Here is a 20,531-nt window from a genome sequence, read left to right as displayed (position 1 = left end):
AGACCTCTTATTTTTAGCTGCTAAGTTCAATTTGATTTGAGCTTAGCATCAGAATAAGTCAATTTTATAAAACACAAATTGGTGATTTAATATTCAATTTTATTTAAGATAGCACAAAAAAAAGCACTCCGAAGAGTGCTTTTTTGAATGATTCTGTAATCAGAATTTAGGCATCAATATCCGCATTTAACGCATTTTCTTCAATGAAAGCACGACGTGGTTCCACATCATCACCCATCAAGCAAGAGAACATACGATCAGCTTCAATCGCATCCTGTACCGTTACTTGCAGCATGTTACGGTTCTCAGGATCCATCGTAGTTTCCCAAAGCTGTTCAGCATTCATCTCACCCAAACCTTTATAGCGCTGAATCATCATGCCACGGCGTGAGTCTTGTAGGATGTTTTGCCAAACCTGATGGAAGCTACTCACTGGAATTTTGCGCTCGCCTTTTTGTAGGTAAGCACCTTCTTCCAATAATGTGAACCAACTCTTCGAATTTTTGAGCAAACGCGCATATTCACCTGAACCCAATAGACCTGAATCTAACAAGTATTGGTGCGGTAAGTTATGAACATAGATGGTAATACGCGGGAAATAGGTCGCTGACTTATTGCCTTCGGTATCTTCATGCTCAAACGTTTCTAAGCTTAATTCAGGACGTAAGCTAGGCTGAGTTTTCTCAATATTGGCACGTAGCTGCTCCCCCCAAGTCTGTACATAGTCTTGGTTATTTGCTTGATCTAACTTAAAGCCTTCTACTGCCAATAAACCATCCAACACACTTGCAGGATAACGTACAGTCAGACGATGCAAACTCTTTTGAGAGGTTTGATAATCCGCAATCACACCCGCTAAAGCCTCACCACGAATGGCTGGTGCTTCTGCACTGATGTGTAATTCAAGCTCATCAATTGCATTTGAAATCAGGTAAGTCTCTAGCGCATCATTATCTTTGATGTACTGTTCTTGCTTGCCTTTTTTCAGCTTATACAACGGTGGCTGTGCAATATAAATATATCCACGTTCCACAAGTTCTGGCATTTGACGGAAGAAGAAGGTCAACAGTAGCGTACGAATGTGCGAACCATCGACGTCAGCATCGGTCATGATGATGATTTTGTGATAACGCAGTTTATCTGGGTTATATTCCTCACGGCCAATACCACAACCTAAAGCAGTAATCAGTGTTCCCACTTCTTGTGAAGAAATCATCTTGTCAAAACGTGCACGTTCCACGTTGAGGATTTTACCTTTCAGCGGCAAAATCGCTTGCATCTTACGGTTACGGCCTTGTTTTGCAGAACCGCCCGCAGAGTCACCTTCGACTAAGTAAAGTTCAGACAATGCAGGATCTTTTTCCTGACAATCGGCCAATTTACCTGGCAAACCAGCAATATCCAGCGCACTCTTACGACGTGTCATTTCACGTGCTTTACGTGCTGCATCACGCGCACGTGCTGCATCAATAATCTTGCCTGCAATCGATTTAGCGGCTTGTGGGTTCTCTAAAAGATATTCAGCAAATGATTTATTCATCGCTTGCTCAACCGCAGTTTTCACTTCGCTCGACACCAATTTTTCTTTGGTTTGCGAAGAGAATTTTGGATCAGGCACTTTCACCGAAACAATCGCAGTTAAACCTTCACGTGCATCATCACCAGAAACCGCCACTTTCTCTTTTTTGAGTAAGTTTTCGCTTTCCATGTAGCTGTTTAAGCCACGGGTTAATGCAGCACGGAAACCCGCTAAATGCGTACCGCCATCTTTTTGTGGAATGTTGTTGGTAAAGCAACGAACATTTTCCTGATAAGAATCGTTCCACTGCAATGCAACTTCTACACCAATGCCATTATCCGCTTGAGTGGTAAAATGGAAGATATCATTCAGATGAGTTTTGCCTTGGTTGATATATTTCACAAACTCAGACAAACCACCTTCATAGTCATAAACGTGCTCTAAATTGATACGTTCGTCACGTAGCACAATTCGCACACCTGCATTCAGGAACGATAATTCACGTAAACGACGCGCCAAAATATCGACATTAAAAATCGTTTGACTGAAGGTTTCAGCACTTGGCCAGAAACGTACACGTGTACCTGTACGATCTGTCTCACCCACCACTTTTAATGGATACACGGCATCACCGTGTTTATATTCTTGCTGGTGGATTTGACCCGCACGATGAATGGTTAATTCGAGCTTGCTTGAAAGCGCATTCACCACGGATACACCTACACCGTGTAGACCGCCTGAAACTTTATAGCTGTTATCGTCAAATTTACCGCCCGCATGCAGAATCGTCAAAATCACTTCTGCTGCAGAAACACCTTCTTCTGGGTGAATGTCGGTAGGAATACCACGGCCATTATCCGATACGCTTACAGATTCATCTTCATGAATGGTGACTTGAATTTCGTCACAATGACCCGCCAACGCTTCATCAATTGAGTTATCGACAACTTCAAACACCATGTGGTGTAGGCCAGTACCATCGTCAGTATCACCAATATACATGCCCGGACGCTTACGTACAGCGTCTAGACCACGTAATACTTTGATGCTAGAGGAATCATAAGCTTTTTCTATGGTTTGTTCTGTTTGAGAAGCAGCTTGATCTTCTGAACTCATGGTTTCTCCCTAGTGAAAAATAGGTCTATCCAAAGGTGGTATTTCATTGCACAACAGCCTGCACCGTACCATTTTCAACTTTGAATAATTGATAAGAAATAGATAAATCATGTAAGTGTTTTTGCACTGAATCATGGTCTAAAGTGGTAATAAAAACTTGACTACCAAGATGGCTTAAACGCTCAATTAAACGCTGTTGTGCGGTTAAATCTAATTCTGCTGTCAGATCATCTAATAATACCACAGTTTCCTTATTACAAGCATGTAGCATTGCAATCTGTGACAGTTTTAACGCCATGATCAATAACTTTTTTTGCCCACGAGAGAGCACAACATCTGCATCCCCCATAGCGGTTTTTAACCTTAAATCTGCACGGTGCGGACCATACTCAGTATAGCCACGTTCGCAGTCTTTAAAGTGCTGATTGGTCAGATCATTCAGCAATCCTGTTTCAGCATGAAAGCCCGCACTATATTCCAATCTCACTGTTAAATGAGGCAATAAGGCTTCGAGATCTTGTTGAAAATATCGAGTCCACTGTTCCACCACATTACTGCGCAAACTATGTAATATCTCACCATAATCGCTGAGCATTTTGTTCCACGGTTCTAAATCAGACAAACTCAAATGACGTCGTGATTTCAGTAAACTATTCCGCTGTTTTAATGCCCGTGCATAATATTGCCATGCATGGTAAAACTCCGGTTCCACGTGGAACATCAACCAATCTAAAAGTTGACGTCGTGGCTTCGCACCATGATCAATAATATCGGTACTTTGTGGATCGATGAGTTGTAGCGGTAAAATCTTAGCCAACTGCCCTTGTGTCCCCACTAGGTCGCCATTGACTTTAATCACTTGCTCGCCCGACTGCATTTTTTGCATACCAATACGGTCTGTTGCAGACTGCGCAAAGACGACAGCGTCAGGGCTATTATTTTGAATATAGTTTTTCGGAATATGGGTTCGAAAAGAACGTCCAGTTGCCAGCAAATGTACTGCTTCTAATACAGACGTTTTACCTGAACCATTTTGCCCATAAAAGACATTAAACGGCTGCAACCCAGAGAGTGCAACCGTCTTTAAATTTCGAACACGTTCTACATGTAAACGCGTGATATGCATAATAATTGAGACGTCAGTCCGAATTAAACACGCATTGGCATCACAACATAGGTTTGATCTTGTTGCTGTGGATCTTGTACCAATACCGACTGGTTCGCTTCTGTCATGGTCATTGCAACATCATCACCATCCAATACATTCAGAACTTCCAATAAGTACTGTGCATTAAACGACATTTCCATCGGTGCATCTGCATATTGAATCGCAAGATCTTCGATTGCTTCATCTTGCTCAGGGTTATTGGCACGAAGTTGTAAAGTGTCCGCATCAAACTTCAAGAATACGCCGCGCAATTTTTCATTACTCAAAATTGCAACACGTTGTAGCGATTGCTTGAAAACATCATGTGCAATGCGCACATTTTTATCGCCACCACGTGGAATCACACGGCGGTAGTCTGGGAATTTACCATCGATCAATTTTGTGGTGAAACGTACGGTAATATCACCCTGCTCTTTATCACGGCTGGCAATGGTAATTGTTACATTTAATAATTCACGACCAATTAACAACGATAATTGCTCGTCTTCAACACTCAATAGACGCTGCAATTCACCTACGGCTTTACGTGGAACAATCGCTTGCATTGCTTGTGTCGCATTCGAGCTTGCCGCTGTTTCACACATCGCTAAACGGTGACCATCGGTCGTTACTGCACGCAATTGATTTTCATCAATTTCAAGCAAAGTACCCGTCAAATAAAAACGCACATCTTGAACCGCCATGGCAAAAGATGTTTTCTCAAATAAACGCTTTAACTCACGCTGAGTCACACCGACTTGAGTGCCTTGAGTATTTTCAGTGGTTAATAATGGATAGTCTTCTGCAGGCAAAGTACCCAATACAAAACGACTGTTTCCAGATTTTAAAATACAACGTTGATCTTCAGTAATTTGCAAATCAATCAATGCCGCTGACGGTAATGATTTACAGATATCCATCAATTTACGTGCAGGAACAGTCGTCACACCTGCTTGTAAACATGCACCTTCAGTAAGTGATGTGCTGGCAACCAGTTCCACTTCAAGATCCGAACCGGTAATGGTCAAAGCTTGCTCTGTTACCTGTACTTTTACATTGGATAAAATATTTAAGGTATGGCGACGTTCAACCGCTCCTACGACATGTGATAGAACATTCAGTAAGCTTTCTTTCGCGATTTTTAAACGCACGATACATTCCTCTAAAAACTGAAGACAGACAAAATAAATTAATTTTTTAGCAGTGTACTATGCGGCAGAATATACCGCATTGCAAGAACAGAATTTGAACGAAAAGACTTAACTTTGCAGCAGACGTTGCAAGTTTTTATAGTCCTCATTGAAGATTGGATCTTCTTCACGCAGGCTTTGTACTTTTTCACAGGCATGCATCACAGTACTGTGGTCACGATTACCAAAAGCCATACCAATTTCAGGAAAACTATCCCCTGTCAGCTCACGTGCTAGCCCCATAGCCAACTGACGTGGACGTGCATAAATGCGTGTACGTTTTGGACCAATCAATTCTTTCAGTGGAATACGGAAATATTCACTCACCACACGCTGAATATTTTCCGTGCTGATGGTGCGCGCACGAATTGCCAACACATCTTTTAACGATTCACGCACCACATCTAGATCGATTGGAGTGCCTTTAAAACGAGAAATAGCTACGACTTTATTCAGCGCACCTTCTAGTTCACGGACATTGGCAACCACTTGTTGAGCAATAAACAACGCACAATTACGTGGAAGTTCCACGCCATTGCTTTCCGCTTTTTTCAATAAAATTTCAATACGGGTTTCGATATCTGGTGGTTCAACACCCACCGATAAGCCCCACGAAAAACGTGAAACCAAACGTGGATCTAGCTCAGTCAGTTCTTTTGGATAACGATCTGAGGTTAAAATGATTTGCTTAGATTCATCTAATAACGCGTTGAAGGTATAGAAAAACTCAACCAAGCTGGCCTCTTTACCCGCTAACAAATGAATATCATCCACCAATAACAAATCTAACGAACGACAGTTTTTCTTAAATTCTTCGACCTTACCTTGCTGTAACGAGCTCACAAAGTCTTGTACAAAACTTTCAGCCGTCATGTACATCACACGTGCATTCGGCTTCGCTTGCAATAATGCATTACCCACTGCTTGCATTAAGTGGGTTTTACCTAAACCTGTCGGCCCATACAAAAATAAGGGATTATGTTGTGAAGCACCGGGTTGTGTAAGTACTTTACGACAGGTTTCTGCCGCCATCTGATTGGAACGGCCTTCAACAAACAAGGAAAAGGTAAATAATGGGTTAAGCTGACGCTTACGGTTATTTTTTGAAGACGTCTCTTCTTTTTCTTTTTTAGGACGATTCGGTGCAGACACTTGCGGCGTTGACTCTAATGCTGCGGTGGTTGTTGCAGGTTGTTCAGCTGCAGATAAAATTGCACCAGGCCGTGAATCAACCAAAATCTCGACTTTACGTACCCGACCTTCAGACAACTGTTCCGCTAAAATAGAGATCAGTTCTAAATGGTGCTCTTGAATATAGCGTGTCCAATACGGATTCGGTGCATAGAGTTTTAGACTATCACCTGCATCTTCTGCCACTAGTGGGCGTATCCACATTGTATAGACATTTCCTGAAAGCTCTTGTCGCAAGCGAGTTAAGCAGTCTGTCCAAAGCATGTGAAACCCCTATTTCAGTCCATTGTACGAAAAAAATAATTCAACCCCGCCTAAGCGGGCAGCCATTCTAACCATCTTATCCACATCTGTCATGAACAAATCAGTCGAAATCGATCAAAAAAACGCAAATTGAGTTTAAATTTAAATTTAAATCACGTGTGGATAAGTTTATCCGCAAGCTGTGGATAAATTGTAGCACAAAGTTATCCACAAACTATCAAAATTATAAAAACATCGTTATCCACAATGTAATTATTTGTTTTTTAAATCTAAAAATGCGTTTTCCACAGAAAATATCAACACTAATAGTAATAAATTTAAATTTTAAAATTTGAATTTATTTATAAGATCGACCCATTCTGGGGATAACTTGATGGTTAGTTTAAATTCAAATTTAAATTCATAAAAACCAATTGACAAATTTGAGATTGTGGATAAATCTGTGAGTAAACTTGAAGATAACTTAAATAATTAATATATACAATGATTTAGTTTGTGGGTATTTTAATTTAAAACTTTCTGACTGATTTCTAATCCTTATACTATCTTGATATATCACAGCCTAGATTTTGAAAGAAAGCGTGTTTTTCATTGACAGCTCAAGCAATGAGCACTAAAATCGCGAACCTTTACTGAAAGATCATTTTTGGAGTTTCGATATGAAACGTACTTTCCAACCTTCTGAGTTGAAACGTAAACGCGTTCATGGTTTCCGTGCTCGCATGGCTACTAAAGCTGGCCGTCAAGTATTAGCGCGTCGTCGTGCAAAAGGTCGTCACAGCTTAACTGTTTAATTTCAGTTAAGACTGTCAAGACTTGGGTGTTATGACAACACTTTACGGCTTTAGCACAGATGTGCGAATACACTGTGCTGCCGATTATAAAAGTGTGTTCGATGGTGCGCTTTTTAAAGTGCATCAACCCCATTTCTTATTTCTAGCAAAAATCTCCGAACAGCCGAATAGCCGTTTGGGTATTGTTGTTGCTAAGAAAAAAGTGCGCCGCGCACATGAAAGAAATCGAGTAAAACGACTTGCACGCGAAAGTTTTCGCCTGCATCAACAGCAGTCTAATGTATTAGATATTGTCGTTATGCCAAAAATGGGCATAGAGGCGGTACCGAATGCAGAGTTGCATCAGCAATTACAATTTGCTTGGCAAAAATTGCAGCGCCTTGCAAATAAGCATAAAAAAATAGCTACCTCCCCACAAGCGTAGAGATGACCAATGGTTCGTTTACTGCATTGGCTCATTCGTTTCTATCAGATTGCGATTAGTCCTTTATTGGGACCACGCTGTCGTTATATTCCAACATGTTCTCAATATTCTTTGGAAGCAGTCCATCAACATGGTGCTGTACGTGGAGTGTGTCTAGCTGTTCAGCGTATTTGCCGTTGTCATCCTTGGGGCGGTTCAGGCTATGATCCTGTTCCATCAAAAGCAATTCGTTTTATTTCATTTCAGCAAATAGATTCTCAAACGCTTCACGTTGCTGTACCCTTTCGTGAACGTTTATTGAACCAAAATCACTCTAACCACTTGGGGTAATACCTATGCAACAATGGGCCAGGATTGCAATTCTAGGGGCCATGTTTGTTGTCGCATATTTGCTCATTTTGGCTTGGCAGAAAGATTATGGACATGCGGAACAAAAACCTCAGCAAAATGCTGCGGTGGTAACGCATGAAGTATCTGCCGATTTGCCAAATGGCCAGACAGCTACGGCTGCTACTGATGTGCCGCAAGCAAATAATGCTGCTACACAACAAACAACAGATGCCACTGCACCTGTTAGTCAACAGTTAATTTCAGTACAAACTGACCTTTACCATCTTTGGATTAATCCAAAGGGTGGCGATATTGTTCGTATTGAATTACTCAATCATGACAAAAATAAAGACAGCGACGAACCGTTTGTAATGCTTGAAAGCGATGCAAAACGTACTTATGTTGCTCAGTCTGGCTTAATTGGTCTTAATGGCCCTGACAGCAATCCGAAAGGACGTCCAACCTATGAAATTGAAAAATCTTCATATACGTTAAATGACGCAAAAGCTGTGAAGGGTAAAGATGGCCAAACAGCAAAAGTTTTGTCAGTACCAATGGTTTATAAAACAGCAGATGGTGTAGAGGTTATTAAAACCTTTAACTTCACTGAAGGTGAATACCCTGTTGTTGTGAATCATAAAATCGTGAACCGCAGTGCTCAGAACTGGCAAGGTCAGATGTTTGGTCAGCTTAAACGCGACAACTCTGAAGATCCAGGTAAATCTGATCAAGGTATTTTCACTTTAGGTACATTCCTTGGTGGTGCATGGGGTACGCCTGAAGAACATTACAACAAACTTAAATTTGCCAACTTCAATGAAGAAAAATTGAATGTTGAAGCAACTGGCGGTTGGGTTGCAATGGTTCAGCATTACTTCGTGAGTGCGTGGATTCCTGGACAGATCAAATTAACGCAAGCCAATGGTCAGCCTTATGCTGCGAAACTTGAGTCACGTAAATCTACTGATGATATGAACATCATTCAGTTCACATCGCCTGCAATCAATGTTCCTGCAGGAACTGTGGCAGAAGTAGATGCAACGTTCTATTCAGGTCCAAAAATCCAATCTGAATTAAAAGAATTGGCGGTTGGTTTAAACCAAACTGTAGACTACGGTTGGTTATGGCCTATTGCGAAATTATTGTTTGTCGGTCTTGAGTTTTTCCACGGTTTAGTGGGTAACTGGGGTTGGTCAATTATTCTATTGACGATTCTGGTGAAACTGATCTTGTGGCCATTGTCGTCGAAGAGCTACCGCTCTATGGCGAAAATGCGTGTGATTGCACCTGAAATGCAACGCATGAAAGAAGAGTTCGGTGAAGACCGTATGCGCTTCTCGCAAGAAATGATGGCATTGTATAAACGTGAACAAGTGAACCCACTATCAGGTTGCTTGCCGTTATTGCTCCAAATGCCGATCTTCCTTGCTTTGTACTGGGTGTTGATGGAGTCTGTTGAACTACGTCATGCGCCATGGTTAGGTTGGATTCAAGATTTATCTGCGATGGATCCATGGTTTATTTTGCCGCTATTAATGGGCTTGACCATGTTCATTCAGCAAAGTTTGAACCCACAACCGGCTGATCCAATGCAGGCGAAAGTCTTCAAAATCATGCCAGTGATCTTTACGGTATTTATGTTGTTCTTCCCTGCGGGCCTTGTGCTTTACTGGATCTGTAACAACAGTATTACTATTCTTCAACAAGGTTTGATTAACAAATCTGTTGAAAAAGACCGTTTAAAACGTGAAGCAGCTGACTCAGCAAACTAAGCATTGCTGATGGGCTGAATAAATCCGCTTAAGATGGTAATCTTAGGCGGATTTTTCTTTATCTGTCGTTTGAAAATTTTTAGGTGAATTTTATGTTAAACCGAACCACCATCGCAGCAATTGCCACACCGCCGGGTCGTGGTGGTGTCGGCGTGATTCGCCTGTCTGGTCCCAAATCTTATGCCATTGCAGAAGCATTAACGCAGCAATCCTTACCACAAGCACGTTTTGCTGGTTTCCGTAAGTTTTATGATGCATCGAATGAAATCATGGATGAAGGTTTGGTGATTTGCTTCCCAAATCCGCACTCCTTTACGGGTGAGGATGTGGTGGAGCTTCAAGGTCATGGCGGCCCCGTTATTCAAAATGCATTATTGGCACGGTTACTTGAATTGGGTGCTATTGCTGCAAAAGCGGGCGAATTTTCAATGCGCGCCTTTGAAAATGGCAAAATGGACTTGGTGCAAGCCGAGGCGATTGCCGACCTGATTGATGCCACCTCACAAGCAGCAGCACGTTCTGCGGTACGTTCATTACAAGGTGCCTTTTCGAGCAAGGTCAATACGGTGCTAGAAAAACTTATCCATTTGCGTTTGCATGTGGAAGCAGCGATTGATTTTCCTGAAGAAGAAATCGACTTTTTGGCGGATGGTAAGATTTTGGGTTTATTAGATGAAGTGGCAAGCTCGGTCCATGCTGTACAGCAGTCTGCTCGCCAAGGTCAGTTACTGCGTGAAGGTCTACAAGTGGTGATTGCCGGTAAACCCAATGCAGGTAAGTCATCTCTACTCAATGCTTTGGCGGGTGTTGAACGTGCGATTGTGACGGATATTGCAGGTACGACACGTGATGTTTTACATGAAAAAATCAGCCTCAATGGTTTGCCGATTACCTTGACCGATACCGCTGGTTTACGTGAAACTGGTGATATCGTCGAAAAAGAAGGGATTCGCCGCGCAATTAAAGAAATTGAGCAAGCTGACTTGTTACTTTTGGTCTATGACTTAAGTCAGGGTGAAGATCCACTACAATTGGCTCAAGCGTACTTCGCCGATCATATTGAACCGAAGCGTTTGATGCTGATTGGTAATAAATGCGATTTGACGGGATCTACCGCAGAAATGACCGATTTAAACGGTTTTCGACATATTCGTGTTTCGGCTAAACAAGAAACCGGCGTTCAAGCGCTTATTGATGCGATTACAGCGCATGCAGGCTTTCAACCAGAAGAAGATACCTTTATTGCTCGAACACGCCATTTAGACGCAATGAAGCGCACGCAGCGCTATCTTGCAGAAGCACGTGAGCAGTTGGTGGTTTATCATGCGGGTGAGTTGGTAGCCGAGTCTCTACGTTTGGCGCAAAATGCCTTAGGTGAAATTACGGGCGATTTCAGTGCAGATGATCTACTCGGTAAGATTTTTGGATCGTTCTGTATCGGAAAGTAATAAAACGATTGAGCTCCTCATTTCACCTATGGATAGATCCATCCAAAGCACGATGTTCGAAAACATCGTGCTTTTTTGCATCGCTTTAGCGTGGGTTTGAGCCAAAAATGATTTTAATGATCGTTCTCAGCACATCTTTTATTTTCATCCCATAAAAAGGATTAATTGCTGCTCTTTTCGATACAGCCTCAACTTTGACTTTGAGTGTTGCATAGTCTGGAAATTGTTGCTGTTGCGAGGATTTTTCGACCGCTAACAAAATATCAATTAAAAATGCACGATTAATTTTTGAACTTAATGGAATGGATTGATACCACTGTTTTTTAAAGCGACGATCTAAAAAGATATCGGGAATTTCGGGGCTAGTGGTATAAAACATGGCTTTGGTGCGCATACATTTACTGCATTGACCACAATTTTTTGGTCGAACCCTATAGTCCACACAGATCGACAGGGTTTGTAAATCTAAGTCAGATTGGCTTAAAAATGCGGTTTTTTGTGATCGCGTGACATCATCGTCGAGGGTGATTAAGACCCCGGATCGGTTCTTCATCAATCGGTTGGATGCCGTATTTGAGCCATAGGGATGAACGAATAATTGTTGATCTAAACGGTAATCGGCTGAAATTCGATATTGCTGGTAATGTTCAAAAATCGAAGCGCAGGAAAACAGCGAAAAGATATGTGTGACATGCGAACCTTTAGGGTTACAGCCATATTTACTGTACAGCGTGTAAGCATCGGTTTTTACCACGCGACTTTGCTTAAAAACTTGGCTTCTAAAGTCATGGGTCTGATCCATTAAGGCCTGAAATTTTTCATGGTCATCAAATTTATAATCCATTCCATGCACAGTGAGACAATCAGAGTCTTGCCCATTTTCAAGAAAAGCTTTGTATGTACTATATGTGGAGTCAATTCCACCGCTAAAAAAGCTTAAATTTTGAGTGGTTTGGTTTGCCGGTGGTGTTTGGATAATCGATGCAGCACTGAGCATGACTGGTTGATATAAATCAGGTAACCAAGCGGCCCAGACAGTTGAAACCTCCCGTGCGGAGTGGAGGGTTTGTATTGAAATAGGTCCTTCTATATGCAGCGGGATGCCAAGGCGCATGGCAATGGGTAAAAAGCCCCAAACGATAAAATCATAGGTTTCTAATTGCGGTAAGGATTCAAACGGTAAAATATAGTGAATATTCCCGTATTCGCTGCTGGCGATGATTTGATTTTCCGCAGTGTTAATTTGACATTGAATTTTTAGCATTTTTTTAAATTTTTGAATCACATCACACAAGATCTTAATTTAATTTGATTGATTTTTATAGGGTTTCTTAATTGTTTTTGGGTTTAAGAAGCACCCAATACAAGATGCTTCTTGAATAAGTTCAGTGGTTAATTGGTGTTCAGACTGCGGTGCCAAAACAATAAGCCGATACACAATAAGCCTACGCCAATACAAAAACCTAAAACACCGACCATCAAGCCAAAATGATCAGATAAATAGCCGGCTGCAATAATTGGAATAATGGTGCCTAGATATCCAATAAATAAATAGGTCGAGATCACCGCAGCACGGTTTTGATTGTTGGTCATTTGATGAACTAAGCCAAATGCGCCTAAAAGCCCTAGACCATGCCCTACACCGACTAAAATATCGCTAATAAAAAACAATGCACTCCAGTGTTGGGTCATACATAGCGCAAGGAGCGCATAGCTCAGTATTAACACTATTAAGCCGGCATTGACACATTTTGCAGAAGGAATCGATTTCGCCATAAATTGCACGACAGCGGAAACCAGCAAGATACTTGCAATGGCACTACCACTGACCAAAGGGCCATGCCATGGGATCGCATCTTTGACGAAAGAGGGTGCGAGTGATGCAAATAAGCTGAAGGAGCCAAAGGCACAAAAGGCAGTCAGTCCAGCGATATAAAATCGTGAATGATCACGCTTTTCAGGCAATTCCAAATGTGGTGCCACTGAAAAAGGCTGTGGCTCAAAATTCGGTGTGCGAATAAAAAATAACCCCATTAAATACGCCAACCCCCCAAAGATCACAGGGATATAAGGGGTGACTAAAGGCTGTTCCGAAAATTGGGCAATCACTCCACCAATAAATGGGCCAAGACCAAAACCAATCACGGTAATGATTGAACTCCACTGTGGAGCATTATTTTTATGCGGTTCAGGAATGGTATAGACCAAACCAAGCATGGCTGAGGTGCTGATTAAACCCGAGGCAATCCCGATAATAAAGCGCCCGATAGATAACCACAGTGCATTACTGGCAAACACTGATAAGCTTAAACCTAAGATGATGCACGCCATACCGATTTGCAGGGTTCTTAAAAAACCAAAACTGTTACTGGTACGACCTAAAAACAGCAAGGTCGCTAGGCAACCAAACATGTAGGCAACAAAGATATAGGTGATATGACTCGGCAGCAGTCCCCAAAGTTGTTGATAAATGGGATACAGAGGACTAGCTAGCGCTGTACCAATAGTGCCCATACAGAGTGCAAGGCTCACCATGATAAATGGTCGCCAAGAGGGAGATGTGGTCATTTTAAAGTCGCAGAGGTACAGTCAATAGGGTCAATATTGTGCTGCATGAGAAAGAAGGAAATATGGGCTCAGTTTAATGCCGATTGTTTTCTATGGTCAAATCACAGTTGTAACGTTATCCATAGCGTTTAAGCAGTTTTACAAATTCTTCCAGTTCTGCTTCATTAATTTCAGCATCTTGAGGCAATACATGATGGCGTAAATGTGCTTCGATTAATTCATTCATTAATCCATTCACTGCACCCTTGATGGCCGCAACCTGTTGTAAAACCTCGATACACCCTGCTTCGGGTTGCTGTAAAGCCAGTTCAACCGCATTGACCTGACCTTGTAGACGTTTAACCCGATTTAAAATCTTTTTGTCCTGATGTAAATGACTCAACACTTTCTCCCGAAAATAAATATACTATGGGGGAGTATATTTAAGCATAGAACCTAATGAAAACTTCCCCATCCATCCGAATTCATCATCATCAATTTGATGAAGGTAATCCACTCGCACAAAAACGGATCTTAATTGCCACTATTTTAACGGCAGTCATGATGTTGTTAGAAGTCATTGGCGGATGGATTTTTAATTCGATGGCATTATTGGCAGATGGCTGGCATATGAGTTCACATATGTTGGCATTAGGCTTGGCCTATTTTGCCTATCGTGCGGCACGCCACTATGCCCAAGACGCTCGTTTTAGCTTTGGGACTTGGAAAATTGAAATTTTGGCAGGCTATAGCAGCGCGATATTATTGATGGTTGTTGCTGCATTTATGGCTTTTCATTCGGTGGAACGCTTATTCAACCCGGTCCAAATTCATTATAACGAAGCAATCCCTATTGCGATTTTAGGTCTGGTGGTGAACTTGATCTGTGCTTGGTTATTGCATGATGACCATCACCATCACCATCACCATCACCATCACCATCATGAGCATAGCCATGAGGAGCAGCATGATCATCATCACGACCTCAATCAGAAAGCAGCCTTCATGCATGTGGTTGCTGATGCGGTGACTTCGGTGTTGGCGATTGTGGCTTTATTTGCCGGAAAATGGATGGGCTGGGGTTTTTTAGATGCGCTATTGGGGATTGTCGGTGCAGTTCTAGTTGGCAAATGGGCCATTGGCTTGATGAAAGAAACTGGACAAACATTACTGGATGCGGAAATGGATCACCCTGTCGTTGATGAGATTCGAGAAGTTTTAATGCAATTGCCTGTCGACGTCGATGTGACCGATTTACATGTGTGGAAAGTGGGTAAAGGTCAGTTTTCATGTATTGTGGCTTTAGAAACCAGTCAGGCATTGAGCGCAGATGAAGTGCGTCAAGAGCTGTCGATTCATGAAGAAATAGTACATGTGTCTGTTGAAATTAATTCACCTGATGCAGCTTAATATGTTCCACGTGAAACGGCATGTAGCTATTGCGTAATGAACTGAAAAAAGCCCAAGACTTTCACCCGTTAAGGCTTAGAATGCTGAATCAATTAAATATTGAAGTTCAGTCTATGTTGAAAAAAATATGTGCGTTGGCGTTGAGTACCACCCTTTCGACTTTTGCTTTGGCAGATGCAGCACAGGTTCAAAAGCTCTTGGCAGAAAAGCACCCCGGTTTAAAAATTGAGAATATTCAAAGTACCGAAATGCCGGGCATATATAGTGGCTTTGTTGAAGATCAAGTTTTGTATTTGAGTGAAAATGCGGATTATGTGATTGCAGGTTCCATGATCCGTTTAAAAGATCAAAAAAATCTGACCAAACAATTGATCCTCAGTCAGCAAAAAACTGAGTGGAATAAACTCCCATTACAAGATGCGATTAAAACAGTCAGGGGGAATGGGAAGCGCCAAATCGCGATCTTTTCTGACCCAAATTGCCCATATTGTAAGAAGCTTGAAGTAGAACTGGCAAAACTTAATGATGTGACCATTTATACTTTTGTCACAGCCATAAAACCGCAGTCGTTGGCACCATCGAAGCAGATTTTTTGTGATTCAAACCCTGCTATGGCCTGGGATAATTTAATCAATAAGGGAATTCAACCGAAGTCAGCGAAAAGCTGTGCAAACCCCATTGATCGAAATTTAAAATTAGCAAAAAGCTTAAAACTAAGTGGTACACCGGGAATCGTCTTTGCCAACGGTTCGATCTTAACCGGTGCTTACCCTGCTGCTGAATTAGAATCGATGTTAAAAGAGATCAAATAATTTCAGTTGTACGGTATGAATAAAATATAAATAAAAAAAATACCCGTCTACAGGCGGGTATTTTAATGGCGCTATAAAAATTAGACGCGGGTTTTTTTCGTTACAAGGTTATAGATAAACAACACGATGATCGCACCAATGACGGAAGCGATAAATCCAGCGGCAGAATTTTCTCCATACAAACCTAATAAACGTCCGCCATAGGTCGCAAGTAAAGAACCTGCTATCCCGAGAATGGTGGTCATGATGAAACCGGCTTTGTCATCTCCAGGATGGATCGCACGTGCAATTAAACCAGCAATAAAACCAACAACAATCGCAACAATGAGTGACCACATAGTAACTCTCCTTTTGTTATCATGTATTTGTTTTTTACGACATGTTCAATCTTTATCTTTAATCAAAACTGCGCAGAGCTATAGCCTAAACATGCAAAAAACTGTTGTTTTTTTGTTCAAAACAAACCAAAAAATAAAAAAAAGTGGCCTTCGGCCACTCTTAAGTATCTGATCTTGCTTAGAGACCAATTTCGCCAATAAAAGGAATATGACGATATTTTTGATCATAGTCCAGACCATAACCCACGATAAATTTATCTTCGACTTCAAAACCTAAAAATTTTACATCGAGGTCAATTTCACGACGTGAAGGCTTGCTGACCAAAGTACAAAGCTCGATTGAGTTTGGATTACGCGTCTGTAAAATTTCTAAGACTTTGCTTAAGGTATTGCCTGAGTCAATAATATCTTCAACCACCAAGACATCTTTATCTTTAATGTCGCCGTCTAAGTCTTTTAAGATTTTTACATCACGAGTAGATACGGTCCCACCGCCATAACTTGAAACGGTCATGAAGTCGAGTTCATGCGGTTTTGAAATTGCGCGGCAAAGGTCAGCCATAAAAATAACAGAACCGCGTAAAAGACCGATTAACACCAACTCTTTGTCGCTGTTAGCATAGTGTGCATCAATTTTTGCGCCAAGCTCTTTCACTTTAGCTTGAATTTCTTCAGTGGAAATCAGTACGCTCATTTGAACAGACATGGGTAGATACCTAAAAAAGCAAATCAAAAAAATAAAAAAGGTGTTGACTTGCAACACCTCTAAAGATGAACCAATTTTAATACATCTGGCTCGCAGATGCATCTTTTTTGCCGTTGAAAATGTAATCAGTTTTTCTTGGAAGTGCTGTCACGCTTGAGTAAGCACAAACAAGCGACGGCAATCAGTCCAATTTTCAACGCTGTTTTTCGTCTCGGTCGAGCCGTTTTATGCTTTGACATACGCACATTGTCCAAACACATAGGTGGCATGGATATTACGATCATCACCCATCAGCATGAGGGCAAATAAAGCATCTTCCAGATTTTTGGCACGTTGTTGACGTAAGGCTTGTAAAGCCGTGGCATTTAAATCGAGCACCACAAAATCTGCTTCTTTGCCCAAATCAAAGTTTCCAAGTTTGTCCTCTAGATCTAAGGCTTTTGCTCCACCTAAAGTGGCATGGTACAGCGCTTCAAATGCGGATAGTTTATCGCCTTGAAGTTGTTGAACTTTGTAGGCTTCATTGATGGTTTGCAGTTGGTTAAATGAGGTGCCTGCGCCAATGTCTGTGCCTAAGCCGACTTTCACCTGTTTTTCCCATGTTTTCTTTAATGGAAATAAACCACTGCCTAAGAACAAATTCGAGGTTGGACAAAACGCAATGGTAGAGTTGGTCTGATGCATACAGTCCCATTCGGCATCTTCCAAATGCACACAGTGTGCAAACACGGAACGTGATCCGGTCAGACCATAATGATGATAAACGTCTAAATAGCCGTTTTGCTCAGGGAATAATGATTTGACCCACGCAATTTCATTTTTATTTTCACTCAAATGCGTATGTACATAAACATCAGGATACTCGGCTTTTAGCTCCCCTGCCCGTGCCAATTGTTCAGGCGTTGAGGTTGGGGCAAAGCGAGGCGTGATGGCATAAAGGTTACGGCCCTTGCCATGCCACTTTTCGATGAGTGCTTTGGAGTCGTTATAGCCACTCTCTGCAGTGTCACATAATGCTTCAGGTGCATGTCGATCCATCATCACTTTACCGGCAATTAAGCGCATCTGATGCTGTTCTGCAGCCTTAAATAAAGCATCGACTGATTGTGGATGAACGGTACAAAAAACCAAGGCTGTTGTGGTTCCGTTTTTGAGTAACTCGTTTACGAAGAACTGTGCAATTTGCTCTGCATAAGCCGGATCTTCAAATTGGATTTCGGTTGGGAAGGTATAGGTATCAAGCCATTCCAGTAGCTGTTCACCATAAGCCCCCATCATTTCAGTTTGAGGATAATGAATGTGGGTGTCGATGAAACCCGGAACTATCAATTGATCAGGATAATGCTGTATTTCAACCTGATCTGGGAGATGGTGTTGGCCCTCAGACCATGGACCGAACCATTGAATTTTTCCGGCTTGCGTAATCAGCAAACCATCTTCGAAATAGCGCACTTGGTCGTGAATTTCACGTGCTTGGGCAACTGTATTCTGAATATCTAGAAAGCGACCACGGATCGCTGTAGATGCGATAACAGAAGACATGACATACCTGCAGTTTAGAATTTTTTCGATTGATTGTAGCTTAATTTGGCTAGAAAAGGCGTTGTTGTAATTAGAGGATCATGTTCTAAAACATCGAACAGCCATTAATGTATGTCGAGAGCATGTCATTTTTTCAAAGCGATTGATTAAATCAATGCGCTTGTGTCAGGCTAAATCGAATCAAAGAATAGAATTCAACCGTGTATCTATGTCCCATCCAATGCATCCTGTGAATCAATCACAGCTTGAAGCCACTTATGTTGAGCGCTTGCAGCAACTGATTCAGCAACATGACGGCATCATGTCTATTTTAAAGCAGCTTTATTTGGTGGATGCCAGTGCGTATATTGCCGCAGGTGTCATTCGAAATATGCTGTGGTCAGTGCTACACCAACACAGCTATACACTGTCCCATACTGAGGTGGATATTATATTTTATGATGCTGAGGATAACGGTGCTCATAGTGATCAGATCCAAAAAGAAATGCAGTCTTTCTTTCCATTGATACAGTGGGATGTGACCAACCAAGCTTTGGTGCATCATTGGTATCGTTTAGACAATGGTGATTCTATTTTGCCCATAACATCGATTTCCCATGCCCTTTCTTTGTGGGTTGAAACTGCAACGGCTGTTGCCGTCCGTTTAAATGAGCTTGATCAAGTAGAAATCGTGGCACCATTTGGACTAGCTGATTTATTTGAATTAAAACTGCGTTGGAATTCAACCTTAGTTAGTCGAGCGACTTTTTTGCAACGTATAGAAGAGAAACAATTTTTACAACGCTGGCCGAAACTCAAACTCTTGATGACGCCTGAAGCTTAGTTCATGGCTTTGTTACAAAATAAAAAAAGCCTTCTCGAAAGAAGGCATTTATTTATCTAAGCGTTTTATAACGTGGTTTGATGGTACTTCTTACTGTGTCGGATTGATAACCATGCAGTAATGGTTAAAGTCACCACAATAAAACCGAGTGAAATCCAAATTGGCATGTGGAACACATCGAGCAACAGCATCTTAGCGCCAATAAATACCAGGATAATGCCCAGACCATATGGTAAGTAATGCATTTTCGATGCAGCACCAGACAAGAGGAAGAACATGGCACGTAGACCCAAAATCGCCATCAAGTTTGCAGTCAGTACAATAAACGGGTCAGAGGTAACCGCAAAGATTGCTGGGATTGAGTCCACCGCAAAAATCACGTCCGATGCTTCAACCAAGATCAACACTAAAAAGAGCGGCGTTGCCCACAAGACACCATTTTGACGAACGAAGAATTTATCTTCATGCATTTGAGGGGTAATACGCATGTGTTTACGTAGCCACTTCAAAATTGCCATATCTTCGATATCTTTGTCGTCTTCGTCTGAACCCTTAAGGAATTTAAAGCCGGTATACACCAAGAACGCACCGAAGAAGTACAGCACCCAAGAGAATTCTTGAACGAACCATGCCCCAATAAAAATAAAGATGGTACGCAGCACAATTGCACCAAGGACACCGTAGAGTAACAGTTTACGCTGCAAAGCAGGTGGAATGGCAAAGGCAGCAAAGATCATGAGCCAGACAAAAACGTTATCAATTGCGAGTGATTTCTCGAGCAGATAACCAGCGAAATATTCCATGACTTTGGTGTTTGCAACAGCGACACCAGCGGTTTGCTGTAAATAGAGCCACAATGCACCACCGAATAAGGTAGCCACAGAGACCCATGCAATACTCCAATAGGCAGCGGTTTTGACTTTGATTTCTTGGCCTTTGTTATTTTTAAAGCCTAAAAAGTCGATGAGTAGCATGATGGTGACTAAACCGAAAAATGCCAGATATAGCCATAAAGAGCCAATCGTTTCCATGTGTATTCTCCACATCTAACAACCAGCCATAAAAAAACCTCGACCAGTTGCCAGACGAAATAAAACGCCTGAGACAACATGATCAAGGTCTTGCCTACATCGTACTGTAATGATTTTCAGCAGCGAT

The 20,531-nt window shown here is 41.7% G+C and carries 19 protein-coding genes; 8 read left to right on the top strand and 11 right to left on the bottom strand.

What is annotated here, in order from left to right; translation table 11 throughout:
* Positions 1–166: 166 nt before the first annotated feature.
* The 4 genes from gyrB to dnaA form a co-directional block, all read right to left on the bottom strand.
* A complete protein-coding gene (gene gyrB, locus FTU12_RS14880; protein ID WP_180114819.1) occupies positions 167–2,635 on the bottom strand; it encodes a DNA topoisomerase (ATP-hydrolyzing) subunit B in 2,469 nt (822 codons plus the stop codon).
* 43 nt (positions 2,636–2,678) lie between these two features.
* Complete coding sequence (gene recF / locus FTU12_RS14875) at positions 2,679–3,761, bottom strand: DNA replication/repair protein RecF (RefSeq protein ID WP_180056035.1); 1,083 nt, start codon at positions 3,759–3,761, stop codon at positions 2,679–2,681.
* A gap of 23 nt (positions 3,762–3,784) precedes the next feature.
* Entirely contained in the window at positions 3,785–4,933 is a 1,149-nt protein-coding gene (dnaN, locus tag FTU12_RS14870; RefSeq protein WP_168379516.1) for a DNA polymerase III subunit beta, read from the bottom strand.
* 108 nt (positions 4,934–5,041) lie between these two features.
* The gene (gene dnaA, locus FTU12_RS14865; protein WP_180114817.1) at positions 5,042–6,427 is read right to left on the bottom strand and encodes a chromosomal replication initiator protein DnaA; all 1,386 of its coding nucleotides are present in this window, start codon (positions 6,425–6,427) and stop codon (positions 5,042–5,044) included.
* 659 nt (positions 6,428–7,086) lie between these two features.
* Between dnaA and rpmH the strand changes: the two genes are divergently transcribed.
* The 5 genes from rpmH (at position 7,087) to mnmE (ending at position 11,195) form a co-directional block, all read left to right on the top strand.
* The gene (rpmH, locus tag FTU12_RS14860; protein ID WP_000831329.1) at positions 7,087–7,221 is read left to right on the top strand and encodes a 50S ribosomal protein L34; all 135 of its coding nucleotides are present in this window, start codon (positions 7,087–7,089) and stop codon (positions 7,219–7,221) included.
* Between the two features lie 31 nt (positions 7,222–7,252).
* The gene (gene rnpA / locus FTU12_RS14855; protein WP_078189509.1) at positions 7,253–7,645 is read left to right on the top strand and encodes a ribonuclease P protein component; all 393 of its coding nucleotides are present in this window, start codon (positions 7,253–7,255) and stop codon (positions 7,643–7,645) included.
* Positions 7,646–7,654: 9 nt separating this feature from the next.
* The gene (gene yidD, locus FTU12_RS14850) at positions 7,655–7,975 is read left to right on the top strand and encodes a membrane protein insertion efficiency factor YidD (RefSeq protein WP_078189510.1); all 321 of its coding nucleotides are present in this window, start codon (positions 7,655–7,657) and stop codon (positions 7,973–7,975) included.
* Positions 7,976–7,980: 5 nt separating this feature from the next.
* Positions 7,981–9,747 (top strand): membrane protein insertase YidC, encoded by a 1,767-nt coding sequence (gene yidC / locus FTU12_RS14845; RefSeq protein WP_180024965.1) that lies wholly within the window; start codon positions 7,981–7,983, stop codon positions 9,745–9,747.
* 92 nt (positions 9,748–9,839) lie between these two features.
* On the top strand, positions 9,840–11,195 hold the full coding sequence (gene mnmE / locus FTU12_RS14840; RefSeq protein ID WP_078189512.1) for a tRNA uridine-5-carboxymethylaminomethyl(34) synthesis GTPase MnmE: 1,356 nt from the start codon (positions 9,840–9,842) through the stop codon (positions 11,193–11,195).
* 85 nt (positions 11,196–11,280) lie between these two features.
* On the opposite strand, the gene FTU12_RS14835 is transcribed toward mnmE, so the two are convergent.
* From FTU12_RS14835 to FTU12_RS14825, 3 genes are all read right to left on the bottom strand, one after another.
* The gene (locus tag FTU12_RS14835; protein ID WP_180114814.1) at positions 11,281–12,459 is read right to left on the bottom strand and encodes a hypothetical protein; all 1,179 of its coding nucleotides are present in this window, start codon (positions 12,457–12,459) and stop codon (positions 11,281–11,283) included.
* 128 nt (positions 12,460–12,587) lie between these two features.
* Positions 12,588–13,763: an MFS transporter gene (locus FTU12_RS14830; protein ID WP_257227329.1), complete on the bottom strand. Its 1,176-nt coding sequence runs from the start codon at positions 13,761–13,763 to the stop codon at positions 12,588–12,590.
* A gap of 115 nt (positions 13,764–13,878) precedes the next feature.
* Positions 13,879–14,145, bottom strand: a complete 267-nt coding sequence (locus tag FTU12_RS14825) for a metal/formaldehyde-sensitive transcriptional repressor (RefSeq protein ID WP_078194474.1) — start codon at positions 14,143–14,145, stop codon at positions 13,879–13,881.
* Positions 14,146–14,201: 56 nt separating this feature from the next.
* Here FTU12_RS14825 and dmeF point away from each other — a divergent pair, with 56 nt between their 5' ends.
* Together dmeF and FTU12_RS14815 are read left to right on the top strand one after the other, a co-directional pair.
* Complete coding sequence (gene dmeF / locus FTU12_RS14820; RefSeq protein WP_180074180.1) at positions 14,202–15,152, top strand: CDF family Co(II)/Ni(II) efflux transporter DmeF; 951 nt, start codon at positions 14,202–14,204, stop codon at positions 15,150–15,152.
* Between the two features lie 113 nt (positions 15,153–15,265).
* Positions 15,266–15,964, top strand: a complete 699-nt coding sequence (locus tag FTU12_RS14815) for a DsbC family protein (protein WP_180114830.1) — start codon at positions 15,266–15,268, stop codon at positions 15,962–15,964.
* 80 nt (positions 15,965–16,044) lie between these two features.
* Here the strand turns inward: FTU12_RS14815 and FTU12_RS14810 are convergent, their stop codons facing one another.
* From FTU12_RS14810 to guaD, 3 genes are all read right to left on the bottom strand, one after another.
* Entirely contained in the window at positions 16,045–16,302 is a 258-nt protein-coding gene (locus FTU12_RS14810; protein ID WP_078189516.1) for a GlsB/YeaQ/YmgE family stress response membrane protein, read from the bottom strand.
* A 178-nt stretch (positions 16,303–16,480) separates the two neighbouring features.
* Positions 16,481–17,008 carry a hypoxanthine phosphoribosyltransferase gene (hpt, locus tag FTU12_RS14805; protein ID WP_078189517.1) on the bottom strand — a complete coding sequence of 176 codons (528 nt, stop codon included), beginning with the start codon at positions 17,006–17,008 and terminating at the stop codon, positions 16,481–16,483.
* 225 nt (positions 17,009–17,233) lie between these two features.
* On the bottom strand, positions 17,234–18,550 hold the full coding sequence (gene guaD, locus FTU12_RS14800; protein WP_180114812.1) for a guanine deaminase: 1,317 nt from the start codon (positions 18,548–18,550) through the stop codon (positions 17,234–17,236).
* Between the two features lie 208 nt (positions 18,551–18,758).
* Between guaD and FTU12_RS14795 the strand changes: the two genes are divergently transcribed.
* The gene (locus tag FTU12_RS14795; protein ID WP_249748283.1) at positions 18,759–19,373 is read left to right on the top strand and encodes a nucleotidyltransferase family protein; all 615 of its coding nucleotides are present in this window, start codon (positions 18,759–18,761) and stop codon (positions 19,371–19,373) included.
* A 65-nt stretch (positions 19,374–19,438) separates the two neighbouring features.
* Here the strand turns inward: FTU12_RS14795 and FTU12_RS14790 are convergent, their stop codons facing one another.
* Entirely contained in the window at positions 19,439–20,404 is a 966-nt protein-coding gene (locus FTU12_RS14790; RefSeq protein ID WP_180114810.1) for a TerC family protein, read from the bottom strand.
* Between the last annotated feature and the right edge of the window lie 127 nt (positions 20,405–20,531).

The sequence above is a fragment of the Acinetobacter sp. YH12063 genome (assembly GCF_013419715.1).
In the GTDB taxonomy this organism is placed as follows: domain Bacteria; phylum Pseudomonadota; class Gammaproteobacteria; order Pseudomonadales; family Moraxellaceae; genus Acinetobacter; species Acinetobacter amyesii.
This window is presented reverse-complemented; position numbering and strand designations above follow the sequence as displayed.